This is a genomic window from Nocardia sp. GP40, assembly GCF_050434125.1.
Taxonomy (GTDB): domain Bacteria; phylum Actinomycetota; class Actinomycetes; order Mycobacteriales; family Mycobacteriaceae; genus Nocardia; species Nocardia albiluteola.
Genome location: NZ_JBNPVW010000007.1, coordinates 75,361 through 91,892 on the forward strand (window position 1 = coordinate 75,361; position 16,532 = coordinate 91,892).

Genomic DNA, 16,532 nt, shown 5'->3' on the forward strand with positions numbered 1-16,532 from the left:
GGCAAGATTCACGACGCAGGAGCCGACCGCTCGATCAGCCAGGCGACCGTCACCGAGATCGCCTCGTCCTCACGTTCCCGCGAATCGAACCCGTGATCTGAACCCGCCACCGTATGCAACACCGTATTCCGTCGGCTCTGCGCCACGTCGGCGGCGATCGGATACGACACCGCAGCATCCCGGTCGCCGTGTACCACCAACGCAGGAAACTCGGCGTACTTTAATTCCTCGGCTGGCTGGTACACCTCGAACTCACCGAAAAGTACACGCCCAAGCTCAAATTCGCCATCAACTACCAGGAACCCGTTGTCCTGCAGATGCTTCTGCTGCTTCAACCCAAAATTACTCAACCCCCAAGGCAGTTCAGGATCGAGAAAGGTTCGCCGAAGGTCCAGCACCGGGTTCCACAACACCAAAGTGCGCAACTGCTCCTCTAGCCACGACAGTGACAGCAACGCGGATACGGCTCCGAAACTTGCCGCCACGATCGACAGCGGTCCCGCGTAACGCGCGCGAACCCACTCGATCACCGCCTGCACGTCCAGGCACTCTCCCGCGATCGTGACCCCCCGCTGTGTCCCTCCGCTGCCGCCGTGCCCCCTGAACGAGAACCGCACCACGTCGAACCCCGCCACGGCCAGCTGGCCCGCCAGCCGCACGAACATGCCACCGCCCTCGTTCATATCGACCGTGATCCCGTGGACCAGCACCACGACGCCACGCCGGACCGGCCCGGCTGCCGTATCGACCGCGGCCTCCAGTCGAATCCCGTCGATCGAGATCACCTCGACCTGTTGCACTGACCAGCTCCGTTCACTCGATTCCGGATGTCGCCCACAGAGTGTCCATCGTCTCGTGCGAAACCTCCGCGCACAATTCCTCGGCCACCGCGAACGCCATGTTCACAATCGTCCGCCGCCCCCGCCGGATCGGATACACCCGATGCAGGGTCGTGTTCGTCCTCATCAGATACACCTCGCCCGCGCCCACCGCGAGCCGATGTACCGACTGTCCCACGAGAATCGTCTCAACGTCCGGACTCCGCTTGTCCCACACAGTATCCGGCACATATTCGACGAAACCACCGTCGTCCTCGGGCGGGCACTCGGCAACCCACACCAGCGCGAAACTGTAATCGTCCCAATGCCATCCGTGTGTATCCCCAGCTGCCTCCAATCGAGTGATCACGAACTGCTCTGGCTCGTACGGACATCGGAACACCGCGCGTCTCACCACTTGCTCAACCACCGAGGTGACCGCAGCTGACTCATACAACTGCGGAATCACCGAACCGCGCTCCACGATCTGCGCCCGTGTCACGTTCCGCATCCGCCTCGGCGTCGCCCCGGTCTCGGCAACCACCAAGTCCCGGCGAATCCCCGCCCGCTCCACGAGTCTGATAGCCTCCTCGGCCACCGCGAACCGAACCTCCCACGGAAGCAGGCAGGTCACTACCGCACATCCCCACCGCTCCAAGGCATTCCGGGCCGCGGCTAGTTCGACCGCACCGGAGTATGCATTGCGTGGCGTATGCGTTCCGACGAACCCCGGCACCTCGTTCATGCCACGTCCCTCCCCATCCGACCACGCGTCGACTACCGCCGAACGATCCCGGCCTGGAACCGATGACGAATTCCATTGTTCCACTGCCGGAATCCCGCAGCATGGCGATGGCCATCACGACACTAGCGTCGAGAACGGAGTGGCGATATCCGCCCCGGCCACCGCATCAACGGGCCGCCCGGAGCGCATCCTTCCCTCTCTCAAACTGCCGATGCAACCCCCACCTCAAGGAACCTCGAACCCGCTGTCCTACAGCGACACCCAGCCACATGTGGCCGCCAGCAGCGAGTCATGGTTTGTGGTTTGTGGAGTATGCGCGTACTCTCCTCGCAGAGGCTGACTCAGGGGATTGTCCCAGAGTCTTTAGGAGCAAGTGCTCACATATCAATTCCTGCGACTGGATGCGATGCGTTCCTCAAAGGATACTGCTGCGGACTGAAAGTCGTACTTTCAAGATCCCGTTGCCGGGTTGGTAACCCCTAAAAAGGGCCAATCTGGAGTCGTCGGCTGGACCTTGGTTCAACCAGATTACGATCTGGTCGAGCTGAGGCTAGCCGATGCCCTCTCGACCAGAGAGAGGCACCAACTTCGGATGGACGCTGGTACAACGGTCGCACTTGTTTCGGCTTGCGGCGCTATGTCGTTCGCTGTCGCCATGGTCATCGTGAGTGTCGTTGCCTTACGGGGCGCTCCTCCCGAGAGGCGGCCAGAGATCATTCACGCACTAGCAGCACTTTTTCGTCGCGCGCGTCAACCAGAGCCGCGACAAAGGCAATCTGTTGAGGACACTCAGAGCTCAGTCACATCGCCTACGTCACCGTCAGCAATCGTCCCGCGTCCAACGGATCATGGATGACTCCATCGACCGCGAAGCACTTCTGGATGCCGGCCTCGCCCCGGACGACCTGGACGATTGGGGGATCCAACGTCAAGTGAGCGATCTCCTCCGCTGCCATGCCTCATGGCTGAAGAACTGTGATTCCCCTCGTACCGTGGAGGCCTGACCATAAAGGAAAGGCCAGATGGCGGAGAAGAGACGGAAGTTCGATCAGGAGTTCCGGGAGGGCGCGGTCCGGATCGTGCGGGAGACCGGGCGTCCGGTCGCGCAGGTGGCCCGTGAGCTGGGGGTCAACGAGGGCACGCTGACGACCTGGGTGGCCCGGGACCGGCAGCAGCGGGCCGCTGAGGCCGGTGGTCGGGTCAGCGAGTCCGAGCGCGAGGAACTGCTGCGGTTGCGGCGGGAGAACGCCGAGCTGGCGATGGAGCGCGACGTGCTCAAACGATCGGTGGTCCTGTGGGTGAAGGAGGCGACCAGGTGAGCGTGGCCCGGTTCATCGCCTCCCAGAGGACCGAACACGGTGTCCCGCATGCTGTGACGTGCCGCGCCCTGGAGGTGTGCGAGTCGTGGATGCCCCTATGTCGTGTCAAGGTGCGACCTGCGCCGGATTGGCAAACGAACCGGCGGTGGCACGCCGGATCGTGCGGTAGACCTCTCTGGCGACGTAGCGTTTGAGGACGCGGATGGTGTCTTTCTTAGATTTGCCTGCGGCAGTGCGACGTTGGAGAAAGGACCGCGTTTGCTGATCGGTCCGGATGCGGGTGATCACGATCCACCACAGGGCGTTATTAGCGCGGCGGTCGCCGCCGAGATTGAGCCGGTGACGGTTGCTGCGGCCCGAGGACGCCTCGACAGGTGAAACACCGCACAGCGCGGCGAATGACGCTTCGCTGTGCATCCGGTCGGGGTTGTCGCCGGCAACGCAAAGCAGAGCAGCGGCTGTTTCCGGCCCGATGCCGGGTCGAGCGAGTAGATCGCGGCCTGCCGAGGCCGCTGAGACGAGCCGACGTTGCTCGGTGTCGAACTCGCCGATCTCGGTGTTCAGGTGCTGGATTCGCCGCGCGAGTCGCGCCAGCACCCAGCGGGCGCTGTCGCGGGGGTCGGTGAGATTGCCGGGCCGGAACTGGGCGGCTCGTTCGACTGCTCGAGCAACCGACAGGCCCGAAAGTTCTTCGCGCACTGCGGATGCGGCGGTGTCGAGGATCGCCTGGAACTGATTCAGGGCCTGGGTGCGGGCTTTGACGGCACTGCGCCTGGCCAGTCGCACCATGCGAAGCGACTCGACGGGCCCGTCGGCAAGCTTCGGGATGGCAGTCGCCTCCCTGGACAGCACCGCCATGGCCGCGCCGATCGCATCGATGGTGTCGTTCTTGCCGTGTCGTCGACGACGTTGCCGGTTGGGTCGATTGACCTCGATCACCGCCAGCCCGGACTGGCGCAGTGTGCGAGACAGCTCGGCGCCGTAGGAACCGGTTCCTTCCACCCCGACCCGCACAACCGGTCCGTGCGAAGTCAGCCAGGCCGCCAGCTGTTGGTGTCCGCTGCGATCGTTGCGGAACGACTCGGTGGCCACCGGGCGCCCCACTGGATCGACAACCGCGGCCACGTGGTGGTCCTTGTGGGTGTCCACGCCGCCGACGTTGCTGACCGTCGCCTCGGCCTGATGACCCTGCTGCACACATCCTCCTGAAATCGACAGTGCGCGCTGCGACGTGGGCGAGGACCGGGCAGAACAGTAATGAGCATCGAGCAAGCCCCTATCGGGCCACGACCCGTCCGCGTCGACCGGCGCGGTGAGCGAGTCGGCCGGGCGGACGGACGGATCCACGTCAGGGCACCCTGCGGGCCGGTTCTACAACGGGTCACGCCCGCCCGGCCGACTCGTGATCATTCTTACTGTTCTACAAGTGGAACGAACGGGAGCCGACACCGAGGCAGCAGCGCCGCGGGGACTTGACCGCAGCGATCAAGAAGGTGTTCGACGACTCCGGCGCCACCTACGGCAGCCCCCGCATCGGCGACGAACTGCGCGACCACGACTGGCAGGTGTCCGACAACACCGTAGCCAAGATCATGGCTGAAAAAGGTTGGGTGGCAAGGATAGTCAAACGGCCACGCGGTTCCACGACCCGGCAGGGGAAGCGGGCCGCGGCGCCGGATCTGGTGCGCCGGCAGTTCACCGCCATCGCCGCGGACGTGCTGTGGTGCGGCGATGTGACCGAAATCCCCACCGCCGAGGGGAAACTGTATCTCGCGACGGTGGAGGACCGGTTCTCCGGCCGCCTGCTCGGCTACGCCACCAGCGCCCACCATGATGCCGAATTAACGTGCGCGGCACTACGAATGGCATCGGCGACCCGAGGCGGGTTCGACACGATCGACGGGGTGATCTTCCACTCCGACCGCGGCAGCGAATACACCGCTTCGGCGACGAACGCCCTGTGCCGGCGGCTGGGGATCGTGCAGTCGATGGGCCGGGTCGCCTCGGCCCTGGACAACTCGCCCGCGGAATCGTTCAACTCGCTGCTGAAGGTCGAGTTCGTGCACCGTCACCGCTTCCGCACCCGCACCGAGGCGGCGCTGAAGATCGTCACCTGGATCACCGGGTTCTACAACCCGATCCGCCGCCACAGCCTCTGCGGCGGCATGTCCCCGATCAACTACGAGACCCACATGGCCGCCGTTCGCGCAGCGGCCGCCGCAGCCCTGTCACGAGACGAGGCCGCATAAAGGAACCCTCCACGCTTCGAGGGGATTGACAGAACTGGCCCCAGTGACGTCACCGTTGCCTCCGCCACCGCAGGTACAACAGCAGCGCAAGCGAACCGACTAACGCAACCACTCCAATAGATCGCCTTGGTCGGCGGAATGCTGGCCGATGGCGAAAACCTGTCCGGGGTTGCGAGCGGGTCGATGGCCGGAGGGATCGCGGCATCGTCCGGTATCGGCTCCACCCAATCATCCCGTGCTGACTTGAGGCTTGCAGGACTACCGACGCCGGCTCCGGGGTCGTCGAGCAATATCTTGACCTTTGGCTGACTTCATCGTTTCGGGTGCATGAGGGTCAGAGTCGCAAAGTGGTAGGCGGCTTGGACTGCGGCGAGCGCAGTTACCTGACCGAGTATGTCCTCACCCGACTGCTGCTGCGCAAGCTGATCGACTTCATCGCCGGCACCCCGCTGCACATCCTGCTCACCGCGTTGGCTACCGAACCCGCTGCCGCGCACCAAAAAATCGTGATGAGCACCGCACGCGGCACCCGCACCGACCAACCCCCAGGCGCGGCTGCTGCCGCTGTATGCCGCCGTGTTCGTGACCGCGTTCGGCGCCCGATGCGAGTGACTCTGCGTCGAGTGCCCCACCCGAATATTCCGGATATTCTCGGTCTGGCGTGCCCCCGGGCAGCGCATAGGCCGGGACAAGTCGATTAGATTAGTCAACTGCAGCGGCGAGCGGCCGTCCGCGTAAAGCACTGAATACCGCCTCACCAAGCCAACTTCCTGCCGCGTGCCGAGGTCTGCGCAGATGGCGCCGGGTTGCGAGTGTTGGCACTAGCCCGTGTTTTAGAAGTGAGTGGCTGGTGTGCGCCGCTGCGCGGCGCACACCAGTGTGTGTTGATTGAATGATGTTGTCGGCGTTGGTGTGTCGGTAGCCGGATACGAGTGAGGTCTCCGGTAAGTAGTTCAGCGACCAAGCAGAACGAATACCGGAGACCTCGTGAGCAGCGTAGCTGTAGCGGGGCGAGCGGACCTGACCGACGCCCAGTGGGAGCGCCTGGTGCCGCTGTTGCCCCGCGGTAAGAAGGCGGGACGCCCGCCGAAATGGACGAAACGGCAGCTCATCGATGGTATCCGGTGGCGAGTCCGGTGCGGGACCCCGTGGCGGGACGTGCCCGCACGGTATGGCTGCTGGCAGACGATCTACGGGCTGTTCCGTCGCTGGCAGCGTGCGGGAGTGTGGGCGTTGATCTGGAAGATGCTGCAGGCGTTCGCCGATGCCACCGGCCGCATCGTCTGGCGGGTGAGTGTGGACTCCACCATCGTGCGGGCGCATCGGCACGCGGCTGGGGCTCGTCACGACGGTGACCGGCAGGTCGAGCCGCCCGGCGGGGTCGATACCGAGCCTGCCGATCACGCGCTGGGGCGGTCCCGCGGTGGGTGGACCACCAAGACTCATCTGGCGTGCGAGCAGGGCCGCAAGGTGCTGTCGCTGCTGCTGACGGCCGGGCAGCGGGCGGACTGCCCGCAATTCACCGCAGTGCTCGAAGCGATTTCGGTGCCCCGCCTGGGCAAGGGGCGGCCGCGGACTCGCCCGGAGGAAGCCCTCGCGGACAAGGCATACAGCTCGCGCGCCAACCGCTCCTATCTGCGCCGGCGAGCGATCACCGCGACGATCCCGGTCAAGACGGACCAGGCCGCCAATCGGAAGAAGAAGGGTTCTGCCGGTGGGCGGCCACCGGTGTTCGACGCCGAGCGGTACAAGGCTCGTCACGCGGTTGAGTGCGGGATCGGTCAGTTGAAGGAGAACCGTGCCGTGGCAACACGATTCGACAAACTCGCCGTCCGCTACCAAGCCGTCCTGCACATCGCTGCCATCAACCAATGGCTACGACACGGGTGAGGGCGGGCACCAGCCCGCCCTCACCACTTCTAAAACACGCCCTAGCAGCGGCCCGGATTTTTGAGGGCCTGGGCCGGTCGCGGGACAATGTTACCCTGCGTACGAAAGTTGTTGACGTGCGCCGACGCCGGTCTTGCACGGGGTTTTGGAAGGCGTGGTCAGGTGAGGATTCTTCGCTGCCCGAGTTGGTGTGTCGGGCACACCGTTCTGCCGGAAGATCCTCTGGACGGGCTGATGCATTACGGGCCACCAGCGGTTCTGGAATTGAGTTGCAGCGCACGATCGGATGTTCCCGACGTATTGACGGTGCGGCTGGCGGCGTGGTCGCAGACTGCTGAGGACTGTCCTGGACCTGCTCATCTTGACGTGACGATCAGTGACCACCCCGGTTTCGATCTGAGCCCGCGCGAGGCACGCAAGCTCGCGGCTGTGCTGGAGTCGCAAAGCGTTCAGGCCGATATGTGAGTTGGCGCCGGTGACTGGCGGTTACCGCAGATTGGTCCGCCGTGGGTGGGTCAGAGCTCAAGGTCGTCGGCACGGTCGGGTGGGATGGAGGGGTCTGCGGTCGGCGGTGTGAGCGGTGGCGGGTCCTGGGGGGCCGCCGGGTGGCGATCCCGGTCTTCGGCGGCACGTTGCTCGGAGGATAGGGCGTTGCGTCGTTGTTGTTCGGTGTGGGCTTGTGCGAGTTGTTGTTCCAGGCGGGTGAGGTCGTCGGTAGCACGTTGCTTGCTGCGGCGTTGATGCTCGCGGTGTTGTGCGTCGGTGAGGTGGGCGGCGGCGAGAACTGCCGCGCGGTGTTGTGGGTCGGTGGCCTCGCGCACGATCCGGTCCCATTCGCTGGGTGGGCCTGCGGCGAGTACGGCGACACGGTGGGCTTCGGTGTGCGCGGTCCGTGCTGTCGTTGCGACGGTCTCTGATCTGCGTAGGGTGTCGAGCGCTTCTTCGAGCGCGGCCGTGGCAGCGTGCCGCGTGCTGCGCCGGCCGGTGGCCGCCTCGGCGCGTAGTTGCTCGATGCGGTCCCGGGCTGCGGTGACTGCGGTATCTGCCGCGCGTCGGGCCTCCGCGGCGCCGCGAGCGGCGAGGATCGTGTGATGGGCGCGATCGAGATTGGCCCGGCGGGTTTCGTACTGCTCGGCTGCGGTCGCCGCTTTCGGCATGGCGCTGGTTGTCGTGCCGCTGTGGGCCGCGGCGATTCTGGACTGTAGTTGTCGAATGTGTTCTGTCAGGTCGGCGGTGGGCATCTGCCGCAGTGGGTTGGTCGGTGCCGGCTCGGGATCGTCCGGGAGTGTGGGCGGCAGTGGCCGGGTGTGCGGGGCGGTGTCTGCGGTGTTGGGAGCAGTGTGCTGTGGGCGTTGCGGTTCGGGTTCGACGAGGATGTCGACGAGTTCGGGCTCGGGTTCAGCGAGTTCGGGGTCGACCGGTTCGGGCGGTAGCGTGTCGGGCCCGAGGTCGGTGTGGCGGTGGATGGCTTCCACCCGCCAGGCCACGGCGGTGGCGATCTCGTCGGGGCGCAGCTGGCTCAGGTCGCCGGGTTGGTTGCTTGTCAGCAGGTCCACGGCGGTGGCCAGCAGTGTTTCCGGTGGCCAGGTCTCGGGGTCCGCTTCCTCGACGGCGGCGACCAGGTGCGGCCACGCCGCGGAGTTCATGACGTGCTCGGCGGTGTCGGGTCCCAGGAGCGTCGGCAGGCAGCTGGCCCATTCGGGCCGCAGACGCTGCCCTGCTGGAGTGGTGGTGTCGAGGCTGGCGGCCCCGATCCGGTCGTGTAGGCGCCACCACAACGCGGCGGCCGGAAGTTCGTCGGGCAACGGCGCCTGGGCGGCGGCGTGGTGCAGGAGTGCCTCGACGTCCAGGCCGGCGCGGTCGGCGAGATCGAGGCGCTCGGCGAAGACCGGCCAGAAGGGGTCGGCGCTGATCCTGTTGTCGATCTGCTCGGCGGTGGGTGTCCATCGGGCCGCGCCACGGTTGAGGCCGCCCAGGATCTGGGTGACGCGCTGGTCGAGGCGACGTTGGTGGCGGCGTTCGACGATGCGGTAGCGGTCTGGGCCGGTCGGGCGTCGGTCGATATCGGCGACCCGGTGGGCCGCGCGCCAGACCGCAAGGTCGGCGAGCAGGGCCAGATGGTGCTCCGCTAGGGGCCTGGCCCAGAGTGGAGCTGTGGCGGATGTCCATGCGGCGGCGTCGCGGCCGATGTGGTCGGCGAGTTCGCCGATGCGTGCGGCGCGGCGGGTGAGGCTGGGCCCGAACAGGGGGTCCGAGCGTAGGGCGTCGGGGATGCCGGGCAGCCACGGGAGCGGCCCGGGTTTCGCGCTGTGGGCGCCGGTTTCGTCCAATCGCCAGTCCAGGACCGCGGCCGGGTCCCTGGCGGGGTTGTCGGGGTCGTCTTCCAGTGGGCGCTCGGCGATCGCGGCGGCCAGCTCCGCGACAGGGTCACGACCGTCGATGGCCAGGAGGGCCAGATGTTTGCGCAAGGTCGGCCAGGCTTTCGCGCCGGTCAGGCCGGGGTGGAGGGTTTCGGCGCCGGTGTCGATCGCGGCCATGGTCTCGGGTCCTGCGGTGTGTTCTGCGGCGGTGCCGAGCGCGTGGGTGTAGGCGTCGGTGAGTGGGCCGAGGCGGGTGTGGGGGTTGAATGCGTCGCGTTGTCGGGTGGTGGCCGATTTCTGGGATCCGTCCCGGCCCAGGATCTCGATGAGGATGTCCACCGCGGTAGGTGGAGCGGCAGCGATATCGGTGAGCAGCGACAACTCGGTCCCGTCCTGGGTGGTCGCCACATACCAGCAGTTGGCGTGTTTACCGCGGGTCGCAGCGACATACAGCTGGTTGCGGGACATGGACGGGGTGAATACGGCGTGGCAGGTGCCGGCGGTGACGCCTTGGGCGGTGTCGATGGTCGAGGCGTAGCCCAGGGTGGTGTCGGTGGTGAGGTAGCCGGACGGGAGCCGGACCCGGCGGTGCGAGGCGAGGTGGGAGGCGGTGAGGCTGCCGTCGGCGTGGATCTCGAGTACCCGCCACCGGTAGCCGTTGCGGACGTAGTCGTTTCCGGCCAGCTGTAACCGCGAGTCGTTTCTGCGGGTGCAGATGACATCGCCGACCGAGGCATGGAGCCCGTCGGCCAGATGCACCTCCTGCTCAGGTGCGGGGTTGGTGTGGTCGGCGGCGAGCCGGTCGGTGCGGGCGCGTTGGTTGAGCTGCTGTACCAGCTCGTGGGTGGGTGCGAGCATCACTGCGTCCTTGCCCGCGGCGCGGTCACGGTTCCAGGCGGTGTAGGCCAGGTCGGCGACGGTGGCGGTGTCACCGCTGTGGACGCGTTGTTTGTCCAGGTAGAACGCGATCGCGGCGGGGTCGCCCTCACGTAGCGCGAGCGAGGCGGCGCCTTCGGTGCGGTCGGGAAACCGGATCACGTGCGAGAGGCTCAGCGCGCCGACGGTTTCGGCGATATCGCGTACGACACCGCCGGCCGCGACGGAGGTCAACTGTTGGTCGTCCCCGATCCCCCGGACCGTGGCACCGCGCGAGAGGAGCCAGGTGACGGCGTGGTCGAGGTGGCGGGTGCCGGCTTTGCCGATCTCGTCGATGATGACCAAGGTGCCGGTCCCGATGTCGTACATCCATTGCGGCACAACAGTGTTGGCACCCCCGTCGGCGAGCACGGCATCGAGGGTGTGGGTGAGTTTGTCGATGGTGTTGACCGGGGCGTGGATGTCCTGGCCAAGGACCGCCGCGGCGCTGGCGGTGGGCGCCAGGCCCAGCACGCGGCCGCCCTCGGACCGCCAGGCGTTGGCCAGCACTTGCATCGCGGTGGTTTTTCCGGTGCCGGCTGGGGCGATGGCGAGTTCGAATCGCTTGCCGGACAGAGCGAATCCGCGCACGAGGTCGATTTGTCCGGCGGTGAGTTTGCGGTCGTCGGTGTTGTCGGGGTTGTTGTTGATGTCGAACTCGAGCAATGCGATATCGACCGTGGTCCGGGACAGGGTGCGCCCGCCGGACTGTTTCGCGGCGGCGACGAGGCGGTACTCGGCGTCCAGTACCGCGGCGCACGTGTACTGGGTGGCGCCCTCGACGGTGAACACGGAGGCGCCGGAGCGCCGCTGGAGCGGTTCGGGGTCCTCGAACAGGTCCGGTTCGCGCCGGGGTATCGACCGATCCGGATGCAGCGCGGCGGCCATGACGTCCGTGGTCACCGTGTCCCATTCGTCGGGGGCGATCTGGCCGCGGACGCGTCGCTCCACTTCCGAGCGGACGTGGGTGGCCTGCCACGTCGCCCGCGACAGCGACACCGTGTCGATCACCTCGTCGGCGAGGGCAGCGATCCATTGCGGTGTGATCACCGGTCGTGGCGCCCGGGTGGGGTGCAGGGCCGCGGCGACCATGGCGGCGATGCCTTCGTCGCCGCCGAGCAGTTCCCGGGCTTCGGCCCGCCACGCGGCGCGTTGCTCGGCCAGGCTGCGGGGGTCGTGTTTCGGGTCGCGGGTTTCCAGGATCGCGCGTTGGGACAGGCGGTAGCTTTCCTCGGCGGTGGGTTCACGTCCGTGTTCGAGCTGAAATGCCGTGGACAGTTCCCCCAGCCTGGCCACGATCACCTCGTCGCGGCGCGACCAGCGGCGGTTCAGTTCCGGTGCGACACCGACGATTTCGCGAACCGCGCGTTTGCGAGGATCGCCGTTGGGGCGTTCGGCGAATTCCAGGCCCAGCGTGGACTGCAGGTGCATTTCCAGGCGGGTGTTGTAGATCTCCGACACCGTGACCAGCGACCGATACAGCATGCGGCCGTCCAGGGTGCGCCACAGCCCATCGGCGGTCATGACCCGATTGGCGATGACGAAATGCGTGTGCAGATCGGGATCTCCGGCACGACTGTCGCGGTGATCGAATGCGGCCACTACCAGGCCTTCCACGTCGACCTGGGCTACGCCGTTGGCGCCGAGGCGGGTGCGGGCGACGTGTTTCTCGAGATAGGCCAGGGCATCGCGGACGGCGGCGTGATGCGCGGCCTCGATCGTCTGAGCTATCTTGCGTGGCGCCACGGCCCACAGGGTCGAGACGCTCTTGACCGGGGAAAAGGTGATATCGAACCCGGCGACCGCGGTGGGAACGTTGCGGGAGTTCCGTGCGACCCACCCGGACAACTCGCGATCGTTCGCGGGTGGGCGCTCGAATTCGGCGGTGAACATCTCCCGGGCGATTTCGGTGCGGATCCGCGCGCGCTCCGCATCGTCGATCCGCGCCTCCCAGGGCATGTCGCGTGCCTGGTTGTATTCGCCGTATGCAACGGCGCAGTTTTTGCGGAATTCGCTGTTGGGCTTCGGGATCCGATACGGCAGGCCGAGCTCGGTGGCCTTCAACGCCACCGCGCGAGCGAGTTCGCGATCGGCGCCGAGGTCGAGTTGCTCCTCGAGGATCGCCTTCTGCATGGCGTCGGCGTTGGGGTGGCGTCCCTCGCCGAACAGCGCCCGCATCTGGGCCTCGGTCACCTCCGCGCCCGGCTCGATCCCGAGCGCGGCCAGCCCGGCCCCCATCCACTGCCCGGGCGACTCCCCGCGCGCGGAGTAGTAGTCGTCGAGGGAGGTTTTCCCCAGAGTGGTCGCGTCGTTCTTGGCCACCTGCTTGGTCAGATACGTGTATCCGGATCCGGCCACCAGCTTGTGGATGGTCGCGGTCATGACCACGCACCCCTGGTGCACTGGGGATTTCGTCCCGCCCGATCGCAACCGACACGATCCGGCGCCGGAGCACATGGTGCTGCCGTCGGGGCGATGAGCCGGTAATCAGCGGGGTTGCACCACCATCGGAAGGACGGTGTGTCGATGTGGTTGCGGCGCTTCACCGCACGGCTCAGCGCCGGCCGCAGGGCCGGTTGTGCCGAGCGATGCAAGCGAGGAATTCTGCTGTCTACAGATTCATGACAGGCGCGAAATATGGTGCACGTCTACGCATTTGGCCGCCACTGTCAGTGGCCCCACGACCAGTGGTGATCATCCGTAATTCGTCGCGCTTCGGACCTGCGTAAACGGTTTCGTCCGGGCGAAACCTGTTGCGGACGTTACTGTTTCGTGACCTGAATGCAAGAGGTATGTGGTGAAAAAAATTGGGTGTGGATGGGGTGAGAGATGAGTGTGTTTGGGTGCGTATGAATGGTCGGTGTGGTCTGGGCTGGTGAGTGGTGGGCGTGTGGGTTGGGGGGTGCGGGTGGGTGTCGGCTTTCGGTCCGGCGGGGGTCGACGCGCGCGAGTCCGCCGGACCGTGCGGCCTACGCGGCGGCGGGCTGGGACTGCGGCGCGCTGGCGGGAATCTCGACGGTGAGCGTGCGGTCTCGGATTTCGTCGATGAATCCGTCGTTTCGGGCGAGAATATCGGTGTCGGAAGATATTCCGCCCGGCCCCCGGGGGTTCTCCTCACCCCCTGAGTCCTGGGTGTTGAGCATGACGGTTGGGGCGGGTTCGGGCGTGGGCCGGGGTGGCGCGGCGGTCTCCTGGGGCGGTAGGTAGGTCTGGGCTGCGTCTGCGATGACGGCTCGGGCGCTGGGGCTCGAGAGCTGCCAGCGGTGGCGCAAGATTCCCCGTGCGGGCTTGGGGTGGCGTATCGCGATGGTGATGCACCACGCGGCTAAGTACTCCTCGAGTGTGGTCACCGGGACGGGTCGGCCGTGGGCCATGGTCAGGAATCCGGGGCGGCGGCGGGAACGGCATTCGCCGCACAGTCCGTCTTTCTTCTGTTTGTCGCGTTGCGAGCGTTCGCAGAAGCAGCACACGCACGGCAACCCGCGTATTTCGTGGGCGGCCAGATAATCGAAATCGTGTTGATATCCGGCGGGTGGTTCGTCGGGTATCCGGTTCTCGGTGGGCTCGGGGCCGCGTTCGGCCAAGTACGCTCCGGCCTGGGCGTCTCCCCGGATACGACGCGCGTCGCGGGCGGTGGCCTGTCGGGGCGTCGTGTAGCGCGTCCGGACCGGTGCGTCCGGGGCTGCGTCCTTGGGGGTGGCTGCGTCCGGGCGGTAGGTACGCGGGTCTTGGGTGGGTGTGCACTGTGCGATGAGTGCGGCGTCGGCGGGGTTCATCCGCGCGAGGGAGACGAGTTTACGGCGGGCAGTGACGTACGGGTACATTTCGAGGATGCGTACGCAGTGGGTTATTACCCAGCGTTGCGCGGGGCTCACCCGGTCCAGTGTTTCGCCTGCAATTTCTCGTGCGCGCGCTATCTGGCCTGCTCCGACGAGATCGGCGATATGCGTTATCTCTGCGACGGTCGGTGTTTGTTCCGCAGGTGCGGTTACTGCGACGGGCATGGTTTCAGACCCTCCGGTTACTGTTTCGGCGTGCAATCCGGGCTTGACCTTCCCGGATTGCTTTATTCAGCTTCGATTCTAGTCTGTAATCGGCGAGAATAATTGATATTCGACGTCGGGAATGAATGAATTTCGCGTGAATTACGCCATTGGTGAACGGTCTGAATTTCGGCTTTTCCGGGTGTTCACACGCTGAGGTGAGCGGGCTGTTTTGCCCGTTCGGGGCGCGGCTGCGCCCATGACGGGCAGGCCCCCGTCCTGCCCGGTTAGCGCCTGCGCCCGGTGCCGCAGAGGCTCCGGGGTCAAGTTTTCGTGGCGGAACGCGCCGGGGCGTGCGCATGCGAATTTCCCGCGATCACAGGTCGACGTGAGGCGGCGGGGAGAACGTCGCGCCGGGAAATTCGTGTGCGCCGGGCGCGGGCCGCGATGAAAACTTGAGCTGGAGGGGCGGCATCGACACAATGCGGGCGCGCCCCGAACGGGCACGACGCCGCAGGCGTCGGACGCGGGCGGCTACGCCCGCGCAGCGGCACGAACCATGTCCTGACCTGACATTTTCGCGCAGGCAGTGGCCGGACTGTGCCGTCGTCGCAATGGCTCAACGAATCGCCTGGACTACGGGTACAGCTCAAGTGCGACGATATTCGCGGGTGTGCCGATCGGGATCCATTCGGTTTCCGTGCAGGCATAGTAGCGGTCGTCGATCGCGATAACGTCGCCGATGGACAGTGACCGATTTCGTGCACGGAAATACTGATGCGCATGTCGATCGGTGCCGATATTGAATCGCTCGAAACTCCGCCGAATCAGCGGTAAATCAGCGGGCAGCGACGGATCATCGACAGTGCCGGGGCTCGGGTCCTCGTCGTAGGAATGCACTTCGCGCAGCACATCGGAAGCCCGGTACCCGTAGATCCTGGCATGACGGTGATTCAACAGAATACGAACCCGGCGAGGAATAGGTGTCGCGCTGACGGCATCAGGAGCATGGACGAGCTCGACCGTGGCCACGAATTGCTGTTCGGCGGTTTGGTAACGGGAGCAGCGGTCGAAACACACGCCCAGAGCGTCAGCGAGGCCGTGGCAGTAGCAGCAGTGCCAGTCGAAACATCGGGAAATCATCGAGCCATCCGGGGCGCTGTACCGGATTCGTTTGCATCGGCTGGATGTGCAATCGGTTTTCCCGCGATACGCCACCATTGCAAACTCCTCGCTTCGAATACTGATCCGACAATGAAAACCGATAGCTTTGACGCGCACCGGCCGCGTCCTTGCATCGGTGGTGTGCTCGGGTGTGCCGCGGGCGGTACGCGTCCAATGACGATGCCGGGTCGATGCGCCTCGTGCGCCGAGAGCATCGGACGACGCGTCTGCGGACGAGCGTGCGCGGGACGCGCGTCCGAGAAGAACGCGGCCAGGTTCCGGTGTTCCCGGCTGGTCCGGGACGCCCCTGGAGTGCGGCGTCTACAGTGGCGGTGAGCGTCCGGTCGCGGGTTGTTACTGTCCCTGTGCCGATCGGACGCGGTGTCGGCGCGGTCTTGACCGGCCACGCGAACCCGGAAGGTTACGAGTGGCAAGCCTTCGTGCTTGCCGCGCCGACACACCTAACGGCCCAAGGCGGCTATCGGGCTGTGGGCCCGAACCGGGCGGCGGTGCGCGCGCGATCGCCCGCGCGGACGACCAGCAGGGTTTCCACCGCTTGGAATGCGTTGTCCAACAACCACCCGTATACCCGGGCAACGTCCTGCCCGTTGGCGGTCGTGATCAGGTAGGCCGCGTCGCCGAGCGCTCGGTGGGCGCGGCGCAGGGCGGCCTCGACGGCGAGTTCGGTGGGCTCAGGTTCGGCCACCTCGGGTGCGGCGCTCACCGGGCAGCCGCCGGAGACGATGTCGCCGAACTGATGGGCCCGGTGGGAGCCGAGTCGGGGATCGGGCCGATGGCGGCGTAGCGGACGGTGTCGGAGTCGGCAGCGAACGCGAAGCCGCTGTGCCGGGCCCAGCCGCGGTGGGCGAGCACGGCATCGACCGCTTCTGGAGTGTCCTGCGGTACGACATCGGTGTCGGTGCGTTCCTCGTCCAGCCACAGCGTGAGAGTGCGAGTCTGGGAGTCGTACCAGACGATCCCTCCTGTCGCAGAAGAAGATTCGGGCGCGGCGGGAGCGTTACCGGTGATGTCCATGGGCGGGTCCCCTTCTGGTGTGGGTTCGGTGTCGTAGCGGCTGGTTCAAAGCCG

The 16,532-nt window shown here is 66.2% G+C and carries 13 protein-coding genes; 4 read left to right on the forward strand and 9 right to left on the reverse strand.

Annotated features, from left to right (window positions below):
- Positions 1 to 8: 8 nt before the first annotated feature.
- From ABH933_RS22075 to ABH933_RS22085, 3 genes are all read right to left on the reverse strand, one after another.
- Positions 9 to 800 carry an alpha/beta hydrolase gene (locus ABH933_RS22075; protein WP_429428437.1) on the reverse strand — a complete coding sequence of 264 codons (792 nt, stop codon included), beginning with the start codon at positions 798 to 800 and terminating at the stop codon, positions 9 to 11.
- Between the two features lie 13 nt (positions 801 to 813).
- Positions 814 to 1,563, reverse strand: a complete 750-nt coding sequence (locus tag ABH933_RS22080) for a HalD/BesD family halogenase (RefSeq protein WP_429428436.1) — start codon at positions 1,561 to 1,563, stop codon at positions 814 to 816.
- Positions 1,564 to 2,372: 809 nt separating this feature from the next.
- On the reverse strand, positions 2,373 to 2,495 hold the full coding sequence (locus ABH933_RS22085) for a hypothetical protein (protein WP_429428434.1): 123 nt from the start codon (positions 2,493 to 2,495) through the stop codon (positions 2,373 to 2,375).
- 90 nt (positions 2,496 to 2,585) lie between these two features.
- On the opposite strand from ABH933_RS22085, the gene ABH933_RS22090 reads away from it, so the two are divergent.
- A complete protein-coding gene (locus ABH933_RS22090; RefSeq protein ID WP_429428432.1) occupies positions 2,586 to 2,882 on the forward strand; it encodes a transposase in 297 nt (98 codons plus the stop codon).
- A 105-nt stretch (positions 2,883 to 2,987) separates the two neighbouring features.
- On the opposite strand, the gene ABH933_RS22095 is transcribed toward ABH933_RS22090, so the two are convergent.
- Positions 2,988 to 4,079, reverse strand: a complete 1,092-nt coding sequence (locus ABH933_RS22095; RefSeq protein ID WP_429429386.1) for an IS110 family transposase — start codon at positions 4,077 to 4,079, stop codon at positions 2,988 to 2,990.
- A 218-nt stretch (positions 4,080 to 4,297) separates the two neighbouring features.
- Between ABH933_RS22095 and ABH933_RS22100 the strand changes: the two genes are divergently transcribed.
- From ABH933_RS22100 to ABH933_RS22110, 3 genes are all read left to right on the forward strand, one after another.
- Positions 4,298 to 5,131, forward strand: a complete 834-nt coding sequence (locus tag ABH933_RS22100; protein WP_429420210.1) for an IS3 family transposase — start codon at positions 4,298 to 4,300, stop codon at positions 5,129 to 5,131.
- 987 nt (positions 5,132 to 6,118) lie between these two features.
- On the forward strand, positions 6,119 to 7,021 hold the full coding sequence (locus ABH933_RS22105; protein ID WP_429420168.1) for an IS5 family transposase: 903 nt from the start codon (positions 6,119 to 6,121) through the stop codon (positions 7,019 to 7,021).
- 162 nt (positions 7,022 to 7,183) lie between these two features.
- The gene (locus ABH933_RS22110) at positions 7,184 to 7,486 is read left to right on the forward strand and encodes a DUF6907 domain-containing protein (protein WP_429420166.1); all 303 of its coding nucleotides are present in this window, start codon (positions 7,184 to 7,186) and stop codon (positions 7,484 to 7,486) included.
- A gap of 50 nt (positions 7,487 to 7,536) precedes the next feature.
- On the opposite strand, the gene mobF is transcribed toward ABH933_RS22110, so the two are convergent.
- From mobF to ABH933_RS22135, 5 genes are all read right to left on the reverse strand, one after another.
- Positions 7,537 to 12,678: a MobF family relaxase gene (gene mobF / locus ABH933_RS22115; RefSeq protein WP_429420165.1), complete on the reverse strand. Its 5,142-nt coding sequence runs from the start codon at positions 12,676 to 12,678 to the stop codon at positions 7,537 to 7,539.
- A gap of 587 nt (positions 12,679 to 13,265) precedes the next feature.
- Positions 13,266 to 14,171 carry a hypothetical protein gene (locus ABH933_RS22120; RefSeq protein ID WP_429420163.1) on the reverse strand — a complete coding sequence of 302 codons (906 nt, stop codon included), beginning with the start codon at positions 14,169 to 14,171 and terminating at the stop codon, positions 13,266 to 13,268.
- A 744-nt stretch (positions 14,172 to 14,915) separates the two neighbouring features.
- Complete coding sequence (locus ABH933_RS22125; RefSeq protein WP_429420162.1) at positions 14,916 to 15,560, reverse strand: hypothetical protein; 645 nt, start codon at positions 15,558 to 15,560, stop codon at positions 14,916 to 14,918.
- A 361-nt stretch (positions 15,561 to 15,921) separates the two neighbouring features.
- On the reverse strand, positions 15,922 to 16,167 hold the full coding sequence (locus ABH933_RS22130; RefSeq protein ID WP_429420160.1) for a hypothetical protein: 246 nt from the start codon (positions 16,165 to 16,167) through the stop codon (positions 15,922 to 15,924).
- Positions 16,164 to 16,478, reverse strand: coding sequence for a hypothetical protein (locus tag ABH933_RS22135; RefSeq protein WP_429420158.1), 315 nt, complete (start codon positions 16,476 to 16,478; stop codon positions 16,164 to 16,166). The genes ABH933_RS22130 and ABH933_RS22135 overlap by 4 nt, the downstream gene beginning before the upstream one ends.
- Positions 16,479 to 16,532 lie beyond the last annotated feature (54 nt).

Coding starts and splice junctions, on each gene's coding strand:
- mobF (WP_429420165.1), bottom strand. CDS start 12,678: ATGACCGCGACCATCCACAAGCTGGTGGCCGGATCCGGATACACGTAT.
- ABH933_RS22135 (WP_429420158.1), bottom strand. CDS start 16,478: ATGGACATCACCGGTAACGCTCCCGCCGCGCCCGAATCTTCTTCTGCG.
- ABH933_RS22090 (WP_429428432.1), top strand. CDS start 2,586: ATGGCGGAGAAGAGACGGAAGTTCGATCAGGAGTTCCGGGAGGGCGCG.
- ABH933_RS22080 (WP_429428436.1), bottom strand. CDS start 1,563: ATGAACGAGGTGCCGGGGTTCGTCGGAACGCATACGCCACGCAATGCA.